12 protein-coding genes and 1 pseudogene are annotated in these 14,036 nt (G+C 64.6%); 5 read left to right on the top strand and 8 right to left on the bottom strand.

What is annotated here, in order from left to right; translation table 11 throughout:
- Nucleotides 1–141 precede the first annotated feature (141 nt).
- Nucleotides 142–1,362 carry an NAD(P)/FAD-dependent oxidoreductase gene (locus PMI42_RS08075; RefSeq protein WP_008132426.1) on the bottom strand — a complete coding sequence of 407 codons (1,221 nt, stop codon included), beginning with the start codon at nt 1,360–1,362 and terminating at the stop codon, nt 142–144.
- 226 nt (nt 1,363–1,588) lie between these two features.
- Between PMI42_RS08075 and PMI42_RS08070 the strand changes: the two genes are divergently transcribed.
- Together PMI42_RS08070 and PMI42_RS08065 are read left to right on the top strand one after the other, a co-directional pair.
- Complete coding sequence (locus tag PMI42_RS08070; RefSeq protein WP_008132425.1) at nt 1,589–2,383, top strand: enoyl-CoA hydratase/isomerase family protein; 795 nt, start codon at nt 1,589–1,591, stop codon at nt 2,381–2,383.
- Nucleotides 2,380–2,952: a histidine phosphatase family protein gene (locus tag PMI42_RS08065; protein WP_008132424.1), complete on the top strand. Its 573-nt coding sequence runs from the start codon at nt 2,380–2,382 to the stop codon at nt 2,950–2,952. Before PMI42_RS08070 ends, PMI42_RS08065 begins: the two co-directional genes overlap by 4 nt.
- On the opposite strand, the gene PMI42_RS08060 is transcribed toward PMI42_RS08065, so the two are convergent.
- The 4 genes from PMI42_RS08060 to PMI42_RS08045 form a co-directional block, all read right to left on the bottom strand.
- Nucleotides 2,945–4,285 carry a TRAP transporter large permease gene (locus PMI42_RS08060; protein ID WP_008132422.1) on the bottom strand — a complete coding sequence of 447 codons (1,341 nt, stop codon included), beginning with the start codon at nt 4,283–4,285 and terminating at the stop codon, nt 2,945–2,947. The two genes, PMI42_RS08065 and PMI42_RS08060, sit on opposite strands and share 8 nt — an antisense overlap.
- Nucleotides 4,282–4,860: a TRAP transporter small permease gene (locus PMI42_RS08055; protein ID WP_008132420.1), complete on the bottom strand. Its 579-nt coding sequence runs from the start codon at nt 4,858–4,860 to the stop codon at nt 4,282–4,284. The genes PMI42_RS08060 and PMI42_RS08055 overlap by 4 nt, the downstream gene beginning before the upstream one ends.
- A gap of 174 nt (nt 4,861–5,034) precedes the next feature.
- The gene (locus tag PMI42_RS08050; protein ID WP_008132418.1) at nt 5,035–6,030 is read right to left on the bottom strand and encodes a TRAP transporter substrate-binding protein; all 996 of its coding nucleotides are present in this window, start codon (nt 6,028–6,030) and stop codon (nt 5,035–5,037) included.
- 82 nt (nt 6,031–6,112) lie between these two features.
- Nucleotides 6,113–7,822: an IlvD/Edd family dehydratase gene (locus tag PMI42_RS08045; protein ID WP_008132417.1), complete on the bottom strand. Its 1,710-nt coding sequence runs from the start codon at nt 7,820–7,822 to the stop codon at nt 6,113–6,115.
- A 175-nt stretch (nt 7,823–7,997) separates the two neighbouring features.
- Here PMI42_RS08045 and PMI42_RS08040 point away from each other — a divergent pair, with 175 nt between their 5' ends.
- The gene (locus PMI42_RS08040; RefSeq protein ID WP_008132416.1) at nt 7,998–8,684 is read left to right on the top strand and encodes a GntR family transcriptional regulator; all 687 of its coding nucleotides are present in this window, start codon (nt 7,998–8,000) and stop codon (nt 8,682–8,684) included.
- Between the two features lie 147 nt (nt 8,685–8,831).
- Nucleotides 8,832–9,248: a DUF1236 domain-containing protein gene (locus PMI42_RS08035; RefSeq protein WP_008132415.1), complete on the top strand. Its 417-nt coding sequence runs from the start codon at nt 8,832–8,834 to the stop codon at nt 9,246–9,248.
- Between the two features lie 56 nt (nt 9,249–9,304).
- On the opposite strand, the gene PMI42_RS08030 is transcribed toward PMI42_RS08035, so the two are convergent.
- Nucleotides 9,305–10,129 carry an NAD-dependent epimerase/dehydratase family protein gene (locus PMI42_RS08030; protein WP_008132413.1) on the bottom strand — a complete coding sequence of 275 codons (825 nt, stop codon included), beginning with the start codon at nt 10,127–10,129 and terminating at the stop codon, nt 9,305–9,307.
- An 89-nt stretch (nt 10,130–10,218) separates the two neighbouring features.
- Between PMI42_RS08030 and PMI42_RS08025 the strand changes: the two genes are divergently transcribed.
- Complete coding sequence (locus PMI42_RS08025; protein WP_008132411.1) at nt 10,219–11,196, top strand: SMP-30/gluconolactonase/LRE family protein; 978 nt, start codon at nt 10,219–10,221, stop codon at nt 11,194–11,196.
- A 293-nt stretch (nt 11,197–11,489) separates the two neighbouring features.
- Here PMI42_RS08025 and PMI42_RS08020 read toward each other — a convergent pair whose 3' ends face one another.
- Complete coding sequence (locus tag PMI42_RS08020; RefSeq protein WP_008132409.1) at nt 11,490–12,920, bottom strand: aldehyde dehydrogenase family protein; 1,431 nt, start codon at nt 12,918–12,920, stop codon at nt 11,490–11,492.
- Nucleotides 12,921–13,189: 269 nt separating this feature from the next.
- Nucleotides 13,190–14,036, bottom strand: a pseudogene (locus tag PMI42_RS08015) (transketolase); the annotation flags it as partial.

The raw sequence follows: 14,036 nt of genomic DNA, 5'->3' as shown, positions 1-14,036 counted from the left end.
CGCTTGCGGGGAGAGGTCGGATTGCATCGCAGATGCAATCCGGGTGAGGGGGAGTCTCCGCGCGTCCAATTCTCACCGTCCCCGTGGAGAGTCCCCCTCACCCCGACCCTCTCCCCGCAAGCGGGGCGAGGAAGAAAAGACTCACGCCAGCGCGCCCTTCAGGTCAAAACTTTCGTCGGCGGCCTGCTCCGGCGTGATCGAGCGGTCCATGGCCTGCAAGCGGCGGCCGAACATGTGATCGCCGGCGCGGTTGACGGACTCGATGCCGAGCAGCTTCTCACCCTTGTAGCAGAACGCCGAGAATGCCTTCTTGGCGGGATCGCCGCGCAGCACGACGCGGTCGTAGCCGGTGGTGAGCCCCGCCATCTGGAGCTTGTCGTCGCCCTGGTCGCTCCAGAACCAGGGATGGCCGTCGTAAGGCTTCTTGTCGCCGGTCAGCCGCGCCGCGAGGCAGCGGGCGTGGTCGGTCGCGTTCTGCACCGATTCCAGCCGCAGCGAGCCGCCGAAGCGCGGGCTTGCGAACAGCGCGCAATCGCCGATCGCGGAGATATCAGGATCGGCGGTCGCGAGATATTCGTCGACGATGATGCCGGCCGCAACCGGCAACCCCGCCTCCGCCGCCAGCTCGATATTCGGCAGCACGCCGACGCCGACCACGATGAGGTCGGCGGGCAGATGCCGGCCATCGCTCAAGGAGACGCCGGTGACTTTCCCGTTCTCGGCCTCGATCGAGGTTGCCTGCACACCCAAGTGAATGCGGATGCCGGCCTCGCGATGCCGGGCCTGAAAATATTCCGAGACCTCCGCCGTCACCGCGCGCGCCATCACGCGCGGGGCTAGCTCGAGCACGTCGACCTCGAGACCCTTGATCCGCGCGGTCGCCGCGAATTCCAGGCCGATGAAGCCGGCACCGATCACCACCACACGCGACTTCGACGGCATGATCTTTCGCAGCGCCTCGCTCTCATCGAGGATGCGCAGATATTTCACGTCGGGCAGATTGGCATTGGGCAGATCGAGCAGCCGGTTGCGCGCGCCGGTCGCCAGCACGAGATGGCCGTAGGCAAGCGTCTCGCCTGAGGCGAGCAGCACCTTGTGCCCGGCGCGGTCGATCGACACGGCACGGCCCGCGATCAGCTCGATCTTCTGGTCCTGGTAGAATTTTTCGGGGCGGAACATCAGGCTCTCGGGCCCGGCGGAACCCTTGATGTAGGCCTTGGACAAAGGCGGCCGCTGGTAGGGCAGATGCGCCTCGTCATTGATCAGGCAGATGCGATCCGAAAAACCCGCCTGGCGCAGGGATGCCGCGACCTGGTAGCCGCCATGGCCGGCACCGACGATGATCACCGGACCGTCAGTCATTGGACAGCCCTTTTCCGCAAGACACGAGCATCACCCATGTCGTCTCCTCTCACTGAGTTTGGCTTGGCTTGCCCAGGAGGAGCCGGCGCTCGTGTCCGTCCCTAAACGAAGGCGCCCTATTTGAGCCGATCATTCCGCGCGACGCAAGGCCCGTACGCAGGGATTGTCACCCCTCGCCTTCTGCGATTTAGTTGCAGCAACGAACCTCATGCCGGGGATATTCCAGATGCCAGCTCCCGTCTCCCAGCCCGACGATCCCGCTCTGCTGCGGATCGACGGTGCGATCGCGACCATCACGCTCAACCGTCCCGCAGCATTCAACTCGATCAACCTCGCGATCGCGCAGAAGCTCGAACAGCTAGCTTCCTATATCGAAGGTGACGACGCCATCCGCGTCGTGGTCCTCGAAGGCGAAGGCCGCGCCTTCTCGGCCGGCGGCGATTTGCAGACGATCGGTGCTGCCGCAGAAGCGGGCACGGTGACGCCCGTCGTCGGCGAGCTGCTCAAGCACTATCACGCCTTCATCGAGATCGTCAGGCGGATGCCGAAGATCTCGCTGTCGAGCGTCCACGGTTCGGCCGCCGGCGCCGGCATGGGCCTCGCCTTCGTCACCGATCTCTGCATCGCCGCCGACGACGCCAAATTCACACCGGCCTACGCCAAGATCGGCGTCTCGCCGGACGGCGGCTCCACGGTCGGGATCGTCGGCACGGTCGGCTCGCGCCGCGCGCTCCAGATTTTCCTGTCGGAGGACAATTTTACCGCGCAGCAGGCCTATGAATGGGGCCTCGTCGCCAGGACCGTGCCCGCGACCGAGCTGAAAGCGGCGACACGGCAGCTCTCCGAGCGGCTGGCGCAAAACCCGCCCGCGGCGATATCAGGCACCAAATCGCTGGTCTATGCGGCTGCCACCACGCCGGTGAAGCAGCAGCTCGACGCCGAAGAGCACAAGATCATCATGGCGATGAACACGGAGGAGTTTCGCGCTGCCGTGAAGAAATTCACGAGCAAGTCGAAGTGACACCCGCGCGCAGTTTCTACGGCCTGCGCCACGGCGCGACCGACTGGAATCGCAAGGGGCTGTTCCAGGGCCGCACCGACAATCCGTTGAACGAGGACGGGCTGCGGCAGGCGCATGAGGCAGCCAGCATGTTGCGCGGCTTCGGCATCAGCCGCATCGTCGCAAGCCCGCTGGTGCGCGCGGCGAAAACGGCCGAGATCATCGCGGACGCGATCTCGGTGCCGCTTGCGATCGACGTCGGGATCATCGAGTTCGATTTCGGCAGCTTTGAGGGCCTGCCCGTCCGCGACCTCATGATCAAGCACGGCGTCAATTCCGCGACCGGCCTTGTCTCGATCCTGCCCGCCGACGGCGAGAACTGGGACGCTATGGCCGAGCGGTCGCTCGCCTGCGTTTCCGCCTGGCTCGACCGTCATCCCGGCGACGACCTGCTGTTCGTCTGCCATGACGCGGTGATGCAGGGCATGGCCAAAGCGCTCTCCGGCAGCTATTTCAAGAACAGCCACGGCACGCCGTTCCGCTATCTGCGCGAAGGAGCCGACTGGCGCGTCGAGCAGGCCATTATTTAGGACAAATGTAGCCCGTCCCCGCCGGCGACTTGAAGCAGCCGACCGACTCCGGCAACACCTGCTGCGGCAGCCACAGCACCACGCTCGGGAAATAGATCGCGAACGCGATCGTCGCCAGGAACACGACATAGATCGGCAATGCCGCCCGTAACGCTTTGGCAAAACTGATGCCGACGAATTTCGACGCCATCAGCAGCACCAGGCCATAAGGCGGCGTGATCAGGCCGAAGGCGAGCGTTGCGATCAGCACCACGCCCATGTGTACGCCGTTGATGTCGCCCGCTTCCGTCAGCGCGTTCACCAGCGGCATGAAGATGATGATGGTCGGCACCGGCTCGATGAAGTCGCCAACCACGGTGAACAGCAGCACCATCAGCAGCATGATCAGATGCGGATCGTTCCCGGCAATCGAGGTGATCACATCGGCGATGTAGCTGGCGCCGCGCAAATAGGCGAGCATCCAGCCGAACGCGTTGGCGGCGCCGATCGTCACCAGCGGCAGCGAGAAGATCAGGCCGGCGAGGCAGAAATCGTACGGGATCTTCCTGATATGGCCGCGGTTGAGCGCGGGGATCACGACCAGGATGATCCAGACCACGGCAACGACGCCGGCTTCCGTCGGCGTGAACCAGCCGGTCAGGATGCCGCCGAGCAGGATCACCGGGATCATCATCGGCAGCGCCGCATCGCCGGCCGCGAACATCACCTGGCGCAGCGGCGCGCGTGGCTTGCGCAGGCCGGACGGGCCGAAGAAATAGCAGTAGATCATCAGGCCGAAGCCGATCATCAGGCCGGGCACGACGCCCGCCATGAACAGGCCGGCAATCGAGACATTGCCGACCGCGCCATAGACCACCGCCGTGATGCTCGGCGGCACCAGCGCCGCGATGGTCGAGGCGGAGGCGATGATCGCGGCGATGAAGGCGGGCTCGTAACCTTCGCGCTTCATCGGGCCGCCGAGCGCTCGGCTCATCACGGCGACGTCGGCCGTGGTCGAGCCCGACATTTCCGAGAAGAACATGCTGAAGACGACCACGACCTGCGACAGCCCACCCCTGATATGCCCGACCAGCGACACCGAGAGATTGGCTATTCGCACCACCACATTGGCCGAACTCATGAGCTCGCCGACCAGGAGGAAGAACGGTATCGCCAGCAGCGCCTCGGAATCGACGCCGTCGAAGATCTTCTGGATGATTGCCGCGAGCGACACGTCGGACAGGAGCGCGCCGATGAAGACGCCGGCCATCAGCGAGAATGGCACGGGGACTCCGAGATAGCCGAACGACAGGAAGCAGATCGTCATCAATGCCAGGACAACGGGTGCACTCACGGCTGCGCCCTCATCTGTGCGTCGGTGACGACGGGCGCCCCGTCCTCTTCCGGAGGCTCGGGATGGTCAAAACCGTTGCGCAAGCCGTTGACGAGCTGCTCGATGGTGAACAGGCCGATCAGCACGCCCGACAACGGGATGATCGCGTAGAGCGAGGCGATCGGCGTCCCCGACGGCAATCGAAAACTGCCGAAACCGCGGAGATAGTTCTGGTAGCCGTACCAGATCAGGCAGAAGGCGACCCCGAGCACGACGATGCGGATGATGACTTCGACGATCAGCCGCGACGTGCCGTGCATCGCCTCGGAGATCGCGGTGAGATAGAGGTGGTCGTTGCGCCGCGTCGCCGCCGCCGTGCCGACGAAGATCGCATAGACGAACAGCGTCGATGTGACCTCCTGAAGCCACAGCCAGGGATGGCCGATGGTGCGGGTGACGATGTCGGCGGTCACCGACAGCGAGAAGCCGAAGCACAGCACGCCGCAGAGGATCATCAGCGCAAGCTCGAGCCAGTCGAGCCAGCGCCATTTCAGGTGGCGTTGCCGTTGTACCAGCAGTTTGTCGGCGATGGGCATTGGCGTCCCCGGCTGCGGGTTGGCTACACCTCTCCCGCTTGCGGGAGAGGTCGCAAAGCAATGCGACGCGGGTGAGGGTTCCTTCCTCTGGGGGATTGTCCCGTTGTGGAGACACCCTCTCCCCGACCCTCTCCCGCAAGCGGGAGAGGGAGCGCACCGTCTTCCGCGAGCGACCTAATTGATCGACCGGATCAGATCCTTGACCTTCTCGGCGTGCGGGCCGAGCTCCTTGGCGAGCTTGTCGAGATAGGGATCGGCGATCGCCGTAAAGGTCTTCTTGTCGACATTGTCGACGATCTTCACGCCCATCTTCTTCAGCTTCTCGGCCGCGCTGCGTTCGAGATCGAACGCCTTCTGCGGCTCCTTGGTGCTGATCTCGTTGGCCGCGGCCTGCACCCACCCCTTCTGTTCGGCCGACAGGCTCTGCCAGAGTTTGTCGGAGATGAACACCAGCGCGTTGTTGGCCTCGTGCTCGGTGATGTTGAGGACCGGGGCGACCTCGTAATGCTTGTTGACGAGGTAAACGTTGATGCTGTTCTCGGCGACGTCGACCACGCCGGTCTGCAAGCTCGTGTAGACGCTGCCGAACGGCATGTGCACGGTCTGGGCGCCATAGGCCGGGAACATGGTGTCCTCGGTCGCGGTCGCCTGCACGCGGATCTTCAGGCCCTTGATATCGGCCACATTGTGGATCTCCCGCTTCGAGTACATGTGGCGCACACCCTGCGAGCCGGTCGCGATCACGTGCAGCCCCTGCGTGGTCTCGTCGATCATGGTCTTGAGGGCTTCGAACACACGGGGATCGGCCAGACCCTTGACCACGTGGTTCTCGTCGCGGAACAGATAGTGCAGCGACATCACGCCGGCCTGCGGCGAAATCGTCGCTGTGTTGGCCGAAGAGATGATCGAGAACTCGACGTCGCCGGCCTTCACGAGTTGGAGCACCTGCGGCTCCTGGCCGAGCTGCGCGCCGGGATACTGGTCGATGATCATGGTGCCCTTGCTCAATTCCTTGAGCTTGTCGGCAAAGAGGTCGCCCGCGATGGAATAGCCGGTGTTGCGCGGTTGGTCGTAGGCAAAGCGATAATGCTTCACCTCCTGTGCCCCGGCTCCCGTGACGAAAAGCAAGGCGGCCGCAGCCGCGAGCCCACGAATGGATCGTGCAATCATCGTTTCCCCCTGTTTTATCGCCCGCCGCTTGTGCGGTCTGAGCGCTCGTTCGGGTGGTTGATCACCCCGTCTCAGTCTGCTTCTAGGTTTTCTTGCCAGTCCTCTGCATGAAATCGAAATCGCAGCCCTCGTCGGCCTGCATGATGGTCTCGTTGAACAGCCAGGCATAGCCGCGCCGCGCTTCCTCGGGCGCAGCCGCCGGCTTCAATTCGGCACGGCGGCTCTCCAGCTCGGCCGCATCGACGAGCAGCTCGATGCTGCGCTTGGCAACATCCAGGCTGATCATGTCGCCGTTCCTCACAAGTGCCAGCGGCCCACCGACGGCGGATTCCGGCGTGATGTGCAGCACGATGGTGCCGAACGCAGTGCCGCTCATGCGCGCATCCGAAATGCGGACCATGTCCTTGGTGCCGCCGCGCGCGAGCTTCTTCGGGATCGGCAGATAACCCGCCTCGGGCATGCCGGGCGCGCCCTTGGGGCCGGCATTGCGCAGCACCAGCACGTCGTCGGCGGTCACGTCGAGCTCGGGATCGTCGACCCGCAAGGTCATGTCCTCGACGGATTCGAACACCACCGCGCGCCCGGTGTGCTGCAACAGTTTCGGGCTCGCGGCCGACTGCTTGATCACGGCACCACGCGGCGCGAGATTGCCGTGCAGGACGGCGAGACCGCCTTCCTTCTTGATCGGATTGTCGCGCGAGCGGATCGCGTCCTGGCCGGGTACGTCCTCGGCATTGGCGACGACATCGCGCAGCGTCTGGCCGGCAATGGTCTTCGCATCGAGATCGACGAGGTCGCCGAGCTGCGCCAGCAGTTTCGGCACGCCGCCGGCGTGATGGAAATGCTCCATATAGTGCTCGCCGGACGGCTTGAGATCGATCAGCACCGGCACCTCGCGGCCGATCTGGTCGAACACTTCGAGATCGAGCCGGTGCGGCGAACGATGTGCCATCGCGGTCAGGTGGATCAGGCCGTTGGTCGAACCGCCGATCGCCTGGAGCACGACCTGCGCATTCTTGAAAGAGGCCGGCGTCAACAGCTCGCTCGGCTTCGGCCCCTTGGTCTTGGCCATCTCGGCCGCAACCCGGCCGCTCGCCTCCGCCAGACGGAAGCGCTCGGCATGCGGCGCCGGGATCGTCGCGCTCATCGGCAGCGACAGCCCCATGGCCTCGACCATACAGGCCATGGTCGAGGCCGTGCCCATCACCATGCAGGTGCCGACTGACGGCGCAAGGCGGCCGTTCACCGCCTCGATCTCCACATCATCCATTTCGCCGGCGCGATACTTGCCCCAGAGCCGGCGGCAATCGGTGCAGGCGCCCAGCACCTCGCCCTTGTGATGGCCGACCACCATGGGACCGACGGGGATGACCACGGTCGGCAAATCGGCGCTGATCGCGGCCATCACCTGCGCCGGCAGCGTCTTGTCGCATCCGCCAATCACGATCACCGAATCCATCGGCTGTGCGCGGATCATTTCCTCGGTGTCCATCGCCATCAGATTGCGCAGATACATCGAGGTCGGATGCGCAAAGCTCTCGGCGATCGAGATGGTCGGAAACACGAATGGCATTGCGCCCGACAGCATCACGCCGCGCTTGGCGGCTTCGATGATCTGCGGAACGTTGCCGTGGCAGGGATTGTAGTCGCTGTAGGTGTTGGTGATGCCGACGATCGGGCGCTCCAGCGCGTCGTCGGAATAGCCCATGGCCTTGATGAACGCCTTGCGCAGGAACAGCGAGAAGCCGGCATCGCCATAGCTCGTCAGACCCTTGCGCAAGCCACTCGTCATCATGCCACTCCTTACGTTGCCATTGTCGTACAGCCTGCCCCTCGATTGTCAATAAGATTGGTCCATATTGTCGCGCTTTCGGGCTCAATGCGCGATCTGAGACGCAAATTATTGACAATCTGCCCCTTCCCTGCTCCACAAGGCGGACCGGCCAGGCGCCGGGAAGGCTGATTGCATGTCCGACATTCGCACCGCTGAGGCAACGGCAGTCCGGCGCGACGACCCGGACGACGTCGTCGCGCGGCTGGAGGAAGACATCATCTTCGGCCGCCTGCCGCCGGGCGCGCGCCTGACCGAGGACGCGCTGATGTCGCGCTACGGCACCTCCAGGCACTTCGTGCGTCAGGCGCTGGTCGATGCCGAGCGCCGCGGCATCGTCCGCCGCGAGAAGAATGTCGGCGCCACCGTGCGGTTCTATTCCGCCGAGGAGGTCCGGCAGATCTACGAGGTCCGGGAGATGCTGACCCGGCAGGCCGCGCTGATGGTCCCCCTGCCCGCGCCGCAGGCCCTGATCGACGAGCTGACCGGGCTGCAACGACAATATTGCGCGAAGGCGGACATTCAGGATCTGCGCGGCATCCACGAGGCCAACGACGCCTTCCACCTCGCGCTGTTCTCGGCTTGCGGCAATCCCTATCTGGTAGGCTCGCTCCAGGACTACATGAACCTGACGCTGCCGATGCGCGCGAAAAACCTCGCCGACCGCGATGGCCTCGCGCAGTCACGGCGCCAGCACGAGCTGATGATCGAGCTGTTGAAGGGCCGCGACAGCTGGGCGCTGGCGCAGCTCTGCGTGGATCACATGCAGTTCAGCAAGAAGGATTATCTGGCAAGGATTGCGGCTGAAAAATCACCGCAATAGAGCATCCAAGCTACCTGCGTGATCGCTTTTGCGGGTGACAGGTCGCAACCACTTGTCCAGAAAATCGCGCCGCATCTCCATATTCTCCGAGGAACCTATGGTCGAGTTGATGCTTGTCTAGCACCAATCCCCCACCTAGGAGCTGCCATGATTTGCCGTTTTGTCGGAGCTGCCGCTATTGCTGTCGCCGTCCTGCTTCCCGTAGCGACCCAGGCCCAGGGCGTGCCCGGAGGCGTCGAACGCGGTGCGCGAGACGGTGAGCGAGCGGCGGGCCCGGTCGGCGCTGTTGTAGGTGGCGTCGTCGGCGGCGTCGTTGGCGGCGTGGCGGGAGTCCTTGGTGTCGATCAGCGCCCGCGCTTTCACTCCTACGTTGTCGAACAGCGGCGGCCTTCATATCAGTACCGCGAGGATGTGAGAGTCGGGGCGGTTCTTCCTGAAGAGGGCGTGACCTATTACGAGGTGCCGCCCGAGTACGGCGCCCGTGAGTATCGCTATACGGTGGTGAACGGTCGCACCGTGCTGGTCGAGCCGCGAACACACCGGATCGTCGAGATCGTCGAATAACAAACAAGGGCCGTCTTTCGAGACGGCCCTTTCGTTTGCCAAGACCTCAATGCGTCCTACCGCTTATTCCAGTCGATGATCCGGCTGGTATCGCCATCGAACTCCATGCTGCAGAACGTGCCGCCCTGGAAATAATCGCCAACCGGATCCGGCTTCAGCTTGGCCTGCTCGGCCATGGCGTGCTCGCGGAAATCCTCGGAGCGGCCGGTGGGGCGATAGCCGAATTCGTAGGCGCGGTGATTGTCCCACCAGGCGCGATCGTTGAGGGAGGCGCCGTAGAAGACTTCGAAATGGATGTCGGGATGCTCGAGGCCGATGCGGCAGAGCTGCACGAGGTCGTCGGGCTTGAGCCAGATCGACATCCGGCGCAGGTCGAGCGGCATGTCGCCGAAATTGCCGATGCGCAGGCACGTCACCTTCAGCCCGTGCTTGTCGGCATAGAGCGCGCCGACGGCCTCGCCGAACACCTTGCTGACGCCGTAGCGACCGTCGGGGCGCGGGGTGACGTCGGTGCCGATCTTGTGGTGGCGCGGATAGAAGCCGACGGCGTGGTTCGACGAGGCGAACACCACGCGCTTGACGCCCTTGCGATACGCGGCCTCGAACAGATTGTAGCCACCGATGATGTTGGCCTGGAGGATCTGGTCCCAGGTGCCTTCGACCGAATAGCCGCCGAAATGGATGATGCCGTCGACGCCCTCGCAAATCGCTTCGCACTGTGCGAGGTCGGCAAGGTCCGCCGCCTTGAACTTCTCGTTCGCGCCGAGATCGGCCGGCGGCTTGATGTCGGAGAGCAGGAGATCAGGGTAGATCGGCGGCAGCAGTTTTCGCAGGCTCGTGCCGATTCCGCCCGAAGCGCCCGTCATCAGAATACGCGGCATGTTGTCCCTCGCCGTTGGTGACCGATTTGCGGTCACGTGTCCCTAATGATAGCAGGAATGTCCAGAGGGAACGAAACGAGAGAACCGACATGAATGAGGCATCGTCCCACACCCAGGAGCGGCCAAGCTGGCGGCCGGCGAGCTACTATCCCGATCCGGCCATTCACGCACTCGATCCGCGCTTCGAAAAATACTGGCTGAAACTGTCGGCGGTGGAGCGGCTGGCGACCGGCCTGCGCTGGGCGGAGGGGCCGGTCTGGTTCGGCGACGGGCGCTATCTGCTCTGCAGCGACATTCCGAACCAGCGCATCATCAAATGGGAGGAGGAGACCGGCGCGGTCAGCGTGTTCCGCAAGCCTTCCAATTTCGCCAACGGCAATACGCGTGACCGCCAAGGCCGGCTCGTCACCTGCGAGCATGGCGGACGCCGCGTGACCCGCACCGAATATGACGGCAGCATCACCGTGCTGATGGATCAATTCAACGGCAAGCGGCTGAACTCGCCGAACGATGTCGTTGTTAAATCGGACGGCGCGATCTGGTTCACCGATCCGACCTTCGGCCTGCTCGGCAATTATGAGGGCTACAAGGCCGAGAGCGAGATCGATCCGAATGTCTATCGGCTTGATCCCCAGACCGGCAAGGCGACCGTCGTCGCCGAGGGCGTGCTCGGTCCGAACGGGCTTTGCTTCTCGCCGGACGAGAAAATTCTCTACGTCGTGGAATCGCGCGGCGTGCCGAACCGGAAAATCCTCGCCTATGACGTCTCGGCCGACGGCACCACGATCTCCAACAAGCGCGTCCACATCGATGCAGGTCCGGGGACGCCCGACGGCATGCGCTGCGACATCGACGGCAATCTCTGGTGCGGCTGGGGCATGGGAGATCCCGAGCTCGACGGCGTGGTGGTGTTCGCGCCCGACGGCGTCATGATCGGCCGCATCGCGCTGCCCGAACGCTGCGCCAATCTCTGCTTCGGCGGCGTCAAGCGCAACCGCCTGTTCATGGCGGCGAGCCAGTCGATCTACGCGCTGTATGTGAACACGCAGGGCGCGGTGGGAGGATAGTCTCTGCGCGGCGACGGTCTCGTAGGGTGGGCAAAGGAGCGTAGCGACGTGCCCACCATCGCGCGACAAACAAGTAATCGTGGGCACGCTTCGCTTTGCCCACCCTACGCACCGTATGTGAACACGCAGGGGGCGGTGGGGGGATAGGCCTTTCGCGAAGGCCCGTAGCCCGGATGGAGCGGAGCGCAATCCTGGGACCGGCCCCGCATTACGCTCCGCTCCATGCGGGCTACGAACGAAAAACGCCGGAGCGGCTTCCCGCTCCGGCGTCTTGTTTGTTCAGGCGCTAAAGCTTACGCGGCGTTGAAGCCGGCAACCGCCTTCACCTCGAGGAAGTCCTCGAGGCCGTACTTGCCCCACTCGCGGCCGTTGCCGGACTGCTTGTAGCCGCCGAACGGCGCGGTGCGGTCGTTGGGCACGCCCTGGAGATTGACGTTGCCGGCGCGGATCTGGCGGCCGACGCGCTTGGCGTCCTCCACCGATGCGCCGGTGACGTAGCCGGCAAGACCATAGGGCGTGTCGTTGGCGATGTGCACGGCCTCGGCTTCGTCCTTGGCGCCGATGATGGTCAGCACCGGTCCGAAGATTTCTTCACGGGCGATCGTCATGTCGGGGGTGACGTCGGCGAAGATGGTCGGACGGACGTAGAAGCCCTTGTTGACGCCTTCGGGCAGGCCCGGGCCGCCGGCGACGAGCGTTGCGCCCTCGTCGATGCCCTTCTTGATGAGGCCCTGGATCTTGTCCCACTGGCCGCGGTTGACGACCGGGCCGATGGTGGTGCCTTCGGCGCGGGGATCGCCGGCCTTGGTCTTGTCGGCGACGGCCTTCGCGATCGCGGCAACTTCCTTCATCTTCGAAGCCGGCACGATCATGCGCGAGGGCGCGTTGCAGGACTGGCCGGAGTTGTTGAACATGTGCATCACGCCGCCGGTCACCGCCTTTGTGAGGTCGGCACCTTCGAGGATGACGTTCGGCGACTTGCCGCCAAGCTCCTGGCTGACGCGCTTCACGGTCGGCGCGGCGCGCTTGGCGACGTCGATGCCGGCGCGGGTCGAGCCGGTGAACGAGATCATGTCGATATCAGGGTGCTCGCTCATGGCGGCGCCGACCTCGGGGCCGAGACCGTTGACGAGGTTGAACACGCCCTTCGGCACGCCGGCTTCGTGGAGGATTTCCGCGAAGATCAAGGCCGAGGTCGGGGTGAACTCGCTGGGCTTCAGGATCATGGTGCAGCCGGCGGCGAGCGCGGGCGCGACCTTGCAGGCGATCTGGTTGAGGGGCCAGTTCCAGGGCGTGATCATGCCGACCACGCCGACCGGCTCGCGCAGCACCATGGCGGTGCCGACCGGCTCCTCGAAATGATAGTTCTTGAGCACGTCGAGCGTGGTCATGAGATGGCCAAGGCCGGCGCCGGCCTGGAGCTTCTCTGCCATCGGCAGCGGCGCACCCATTTCGTCGGAGACGGCAGCACCGATCTCCTTGAGACGGCCCTTGTAGATCTCGATGACCTTGGTGAGCAGCGCGACGCGCTCGTCGCGGGTGGTCTGGGAGAATGTTGCAAAGGCGCGCTTGGCGGCGGCAACCGCCTTGTCAACGTCAGCCTTGGAGCCCAGCGCAACCTCGTACATCGCCTCTTCCGTCGCCGGATTGACCACGGCGGTGGACTTCTTGACGGCGGGATCGACCCAGGCGCCGTCGATGTAGAATTGCATGCGATTGACCATCGTTAACCTCTTCTTGGGGGCATGGTGGGGGCGTTTCGGCAGGCATCCTTGCACGAAAGCGCCGGCAATTGAACCCGCCATATGCGGGGCCAGCGTTGCGGCGGACGGAGGATATATGAGCCGATGGCGGGAACGAGGCAAGGCTCCCTCGGGCGTCATTCCGGGACGCGCCACTTGGCGCGGGCCCGGAATCCATAACCACGATCGGGGGTATGGATTCCGGGCTCGACGCTACGCGTCGCCCCGGAATGACGGGGCAGTTACCCCGACTACACCGCCATCTTCCGATGCAGCACCGGCGCGCCGGTGGTGAGGCTTTCGGCCGCATCAATGATGGCGTTGGCGTCGATGCCGTAGTGCCGATAAAGGTCCGCGATGCTGCCGGTCTGGCCGAACTGCTCGACACCCAGCGCCTCGACGCGGTGACCGCGGACGCTGCCGAGCCAGCCGAGCGCAGCCGGATGGCCGTCGATCACGGTCACGAGGCCGCAGTCGCGCGGCAGCGGCGCCAGCAGCTTTTCGATGTGGCTGAGATGCTGCACGCCGCGGCGATCGCGGCGCAATTTCCGTGCGGCGGTCCATCCCGCGTGAAGACGATCCGCCGAGGTGATCGCGAGCAGGCCGATGTCGCGGCGGCTCTCGCCGATGAAGCCGGTCGCCTCGATCGCTTCGGGCGCGACCGCGCCGGTATAGGCGATCACGAGCTCGGCATTGGGCCCGGGCTTGCGCAGCCAATAGGCGCCGTCGGTGATGCCCTGCTCCAGCTCCGGCGTCATGATCCGCTGCGCCTGCTCGATGCTGCGCGTGGAGAGCCGCAGGTACACGGAACCGCCCTCGCCGGGATCGCGCTGCATGTGCTCAAAGCCGAAAGCCATGATCACGGCGAGCTCGTCGACGAAGGCCGGCTCGAACGAGGCCAGCCCGTCCTGCGCCATGCCGATCAGGGGCGTCGCGATCGACTGGTGCGCGCCGCCCTCCGGCGCGAGTGTGATGCCTGATGGCGTCGCCGCCACCATGAAGCGGGCGTCCTGGTAGCAGGCATAGTTCAGCGCATCGAGGCCGCGTTCGATGAAGGGATCGTAGAGCGTGCCCACCGGCAGCAGCCGCTCGCCGGTG

Origin of the sequence: Bradyrhizobium sp. YR681 (assembly GCF_000282615.1) — a bacterium.
Classification (GTDB): Bacteria; Pseudomonadota; Alphaproteobacteria; order Rhizobiales; family Xanthobacteraceae; genus Bradyrhizobium.
Note: the sequence above shows the minus strand (reverse complement) of the source record. Positions and strands in the feature narration are given on the sequence as shown.

Coding starts and splice junctions, on each gene's coding strand:
- PMI42_RS08075 (WP_008132426.1), bottom strand. CDS start 1,362: ATGACTGACGGTCCGGTGATCATCGTCGGTGCCGGCCATGGCGGCTAC.
- PMI42_RS08070 (WP_008132425.1), top strand. CDS start 1,589: ATGCCAGCTCCCGTCTCCCAGCCCGACGATCCCGCTCTGCTGCGGATC.
- PMI42_RS08055 (WP_008132420.1), bottom strand. CDS start 4,860: ATGCCCATCGCCGACAAACTGCTGGTACAACGGCAACGCCACCTGAAA.
- PMI42_RS08050 (WP_008132418.1), bottom strand. CDS start 6,030: ATGATTGCACGATCCATTCGTGGGCTCGCGGCTGCGGCCGCCTTGCTT.
- PMI42_RS08045 (WP_008132417.1), bottom strand. CDS start 7,822: ATGACGAGTGGCTTGCGCAAGGGTCTGACGAGCTATGGCGATGCCGGC.
- PMI42_RS08040 (WP_008132416.1), top strand. CDS start 7,998: ATGTCCGACATTCGCACCGCTGAGGCAACGGCAGTCCGGCGCGACGAC.
- PMI42_RS08035 (WP_008132415.1), top strand. CDS start 8,832: ATGATTTGCCGTTTTGTCGGAGCTGCCGCTATTGCTGTCGCCGTCCTG.
- PMI42_RS08030 (WP_008132413.1), bottom strand. CDS start 10,129: ATGCCGCGTATTCTGATGACGGGCGCTTCGGGCGGAATCGGCACGAGC.
- PMI42_RS08025 (WP_008132411.1), top strand. CDS start 10,219: ATGAATGAGGCATCGTCCCACACCCAGGAGCGGCCAAGCTGGCGGCCG.
- PMI42_RS08020 (WP_008132409.1), bottom strand. CDS start 12,920: ATGGTCAATCGCATGCAATTCTACATCGACGGCGCCTGGGTCGATCCC.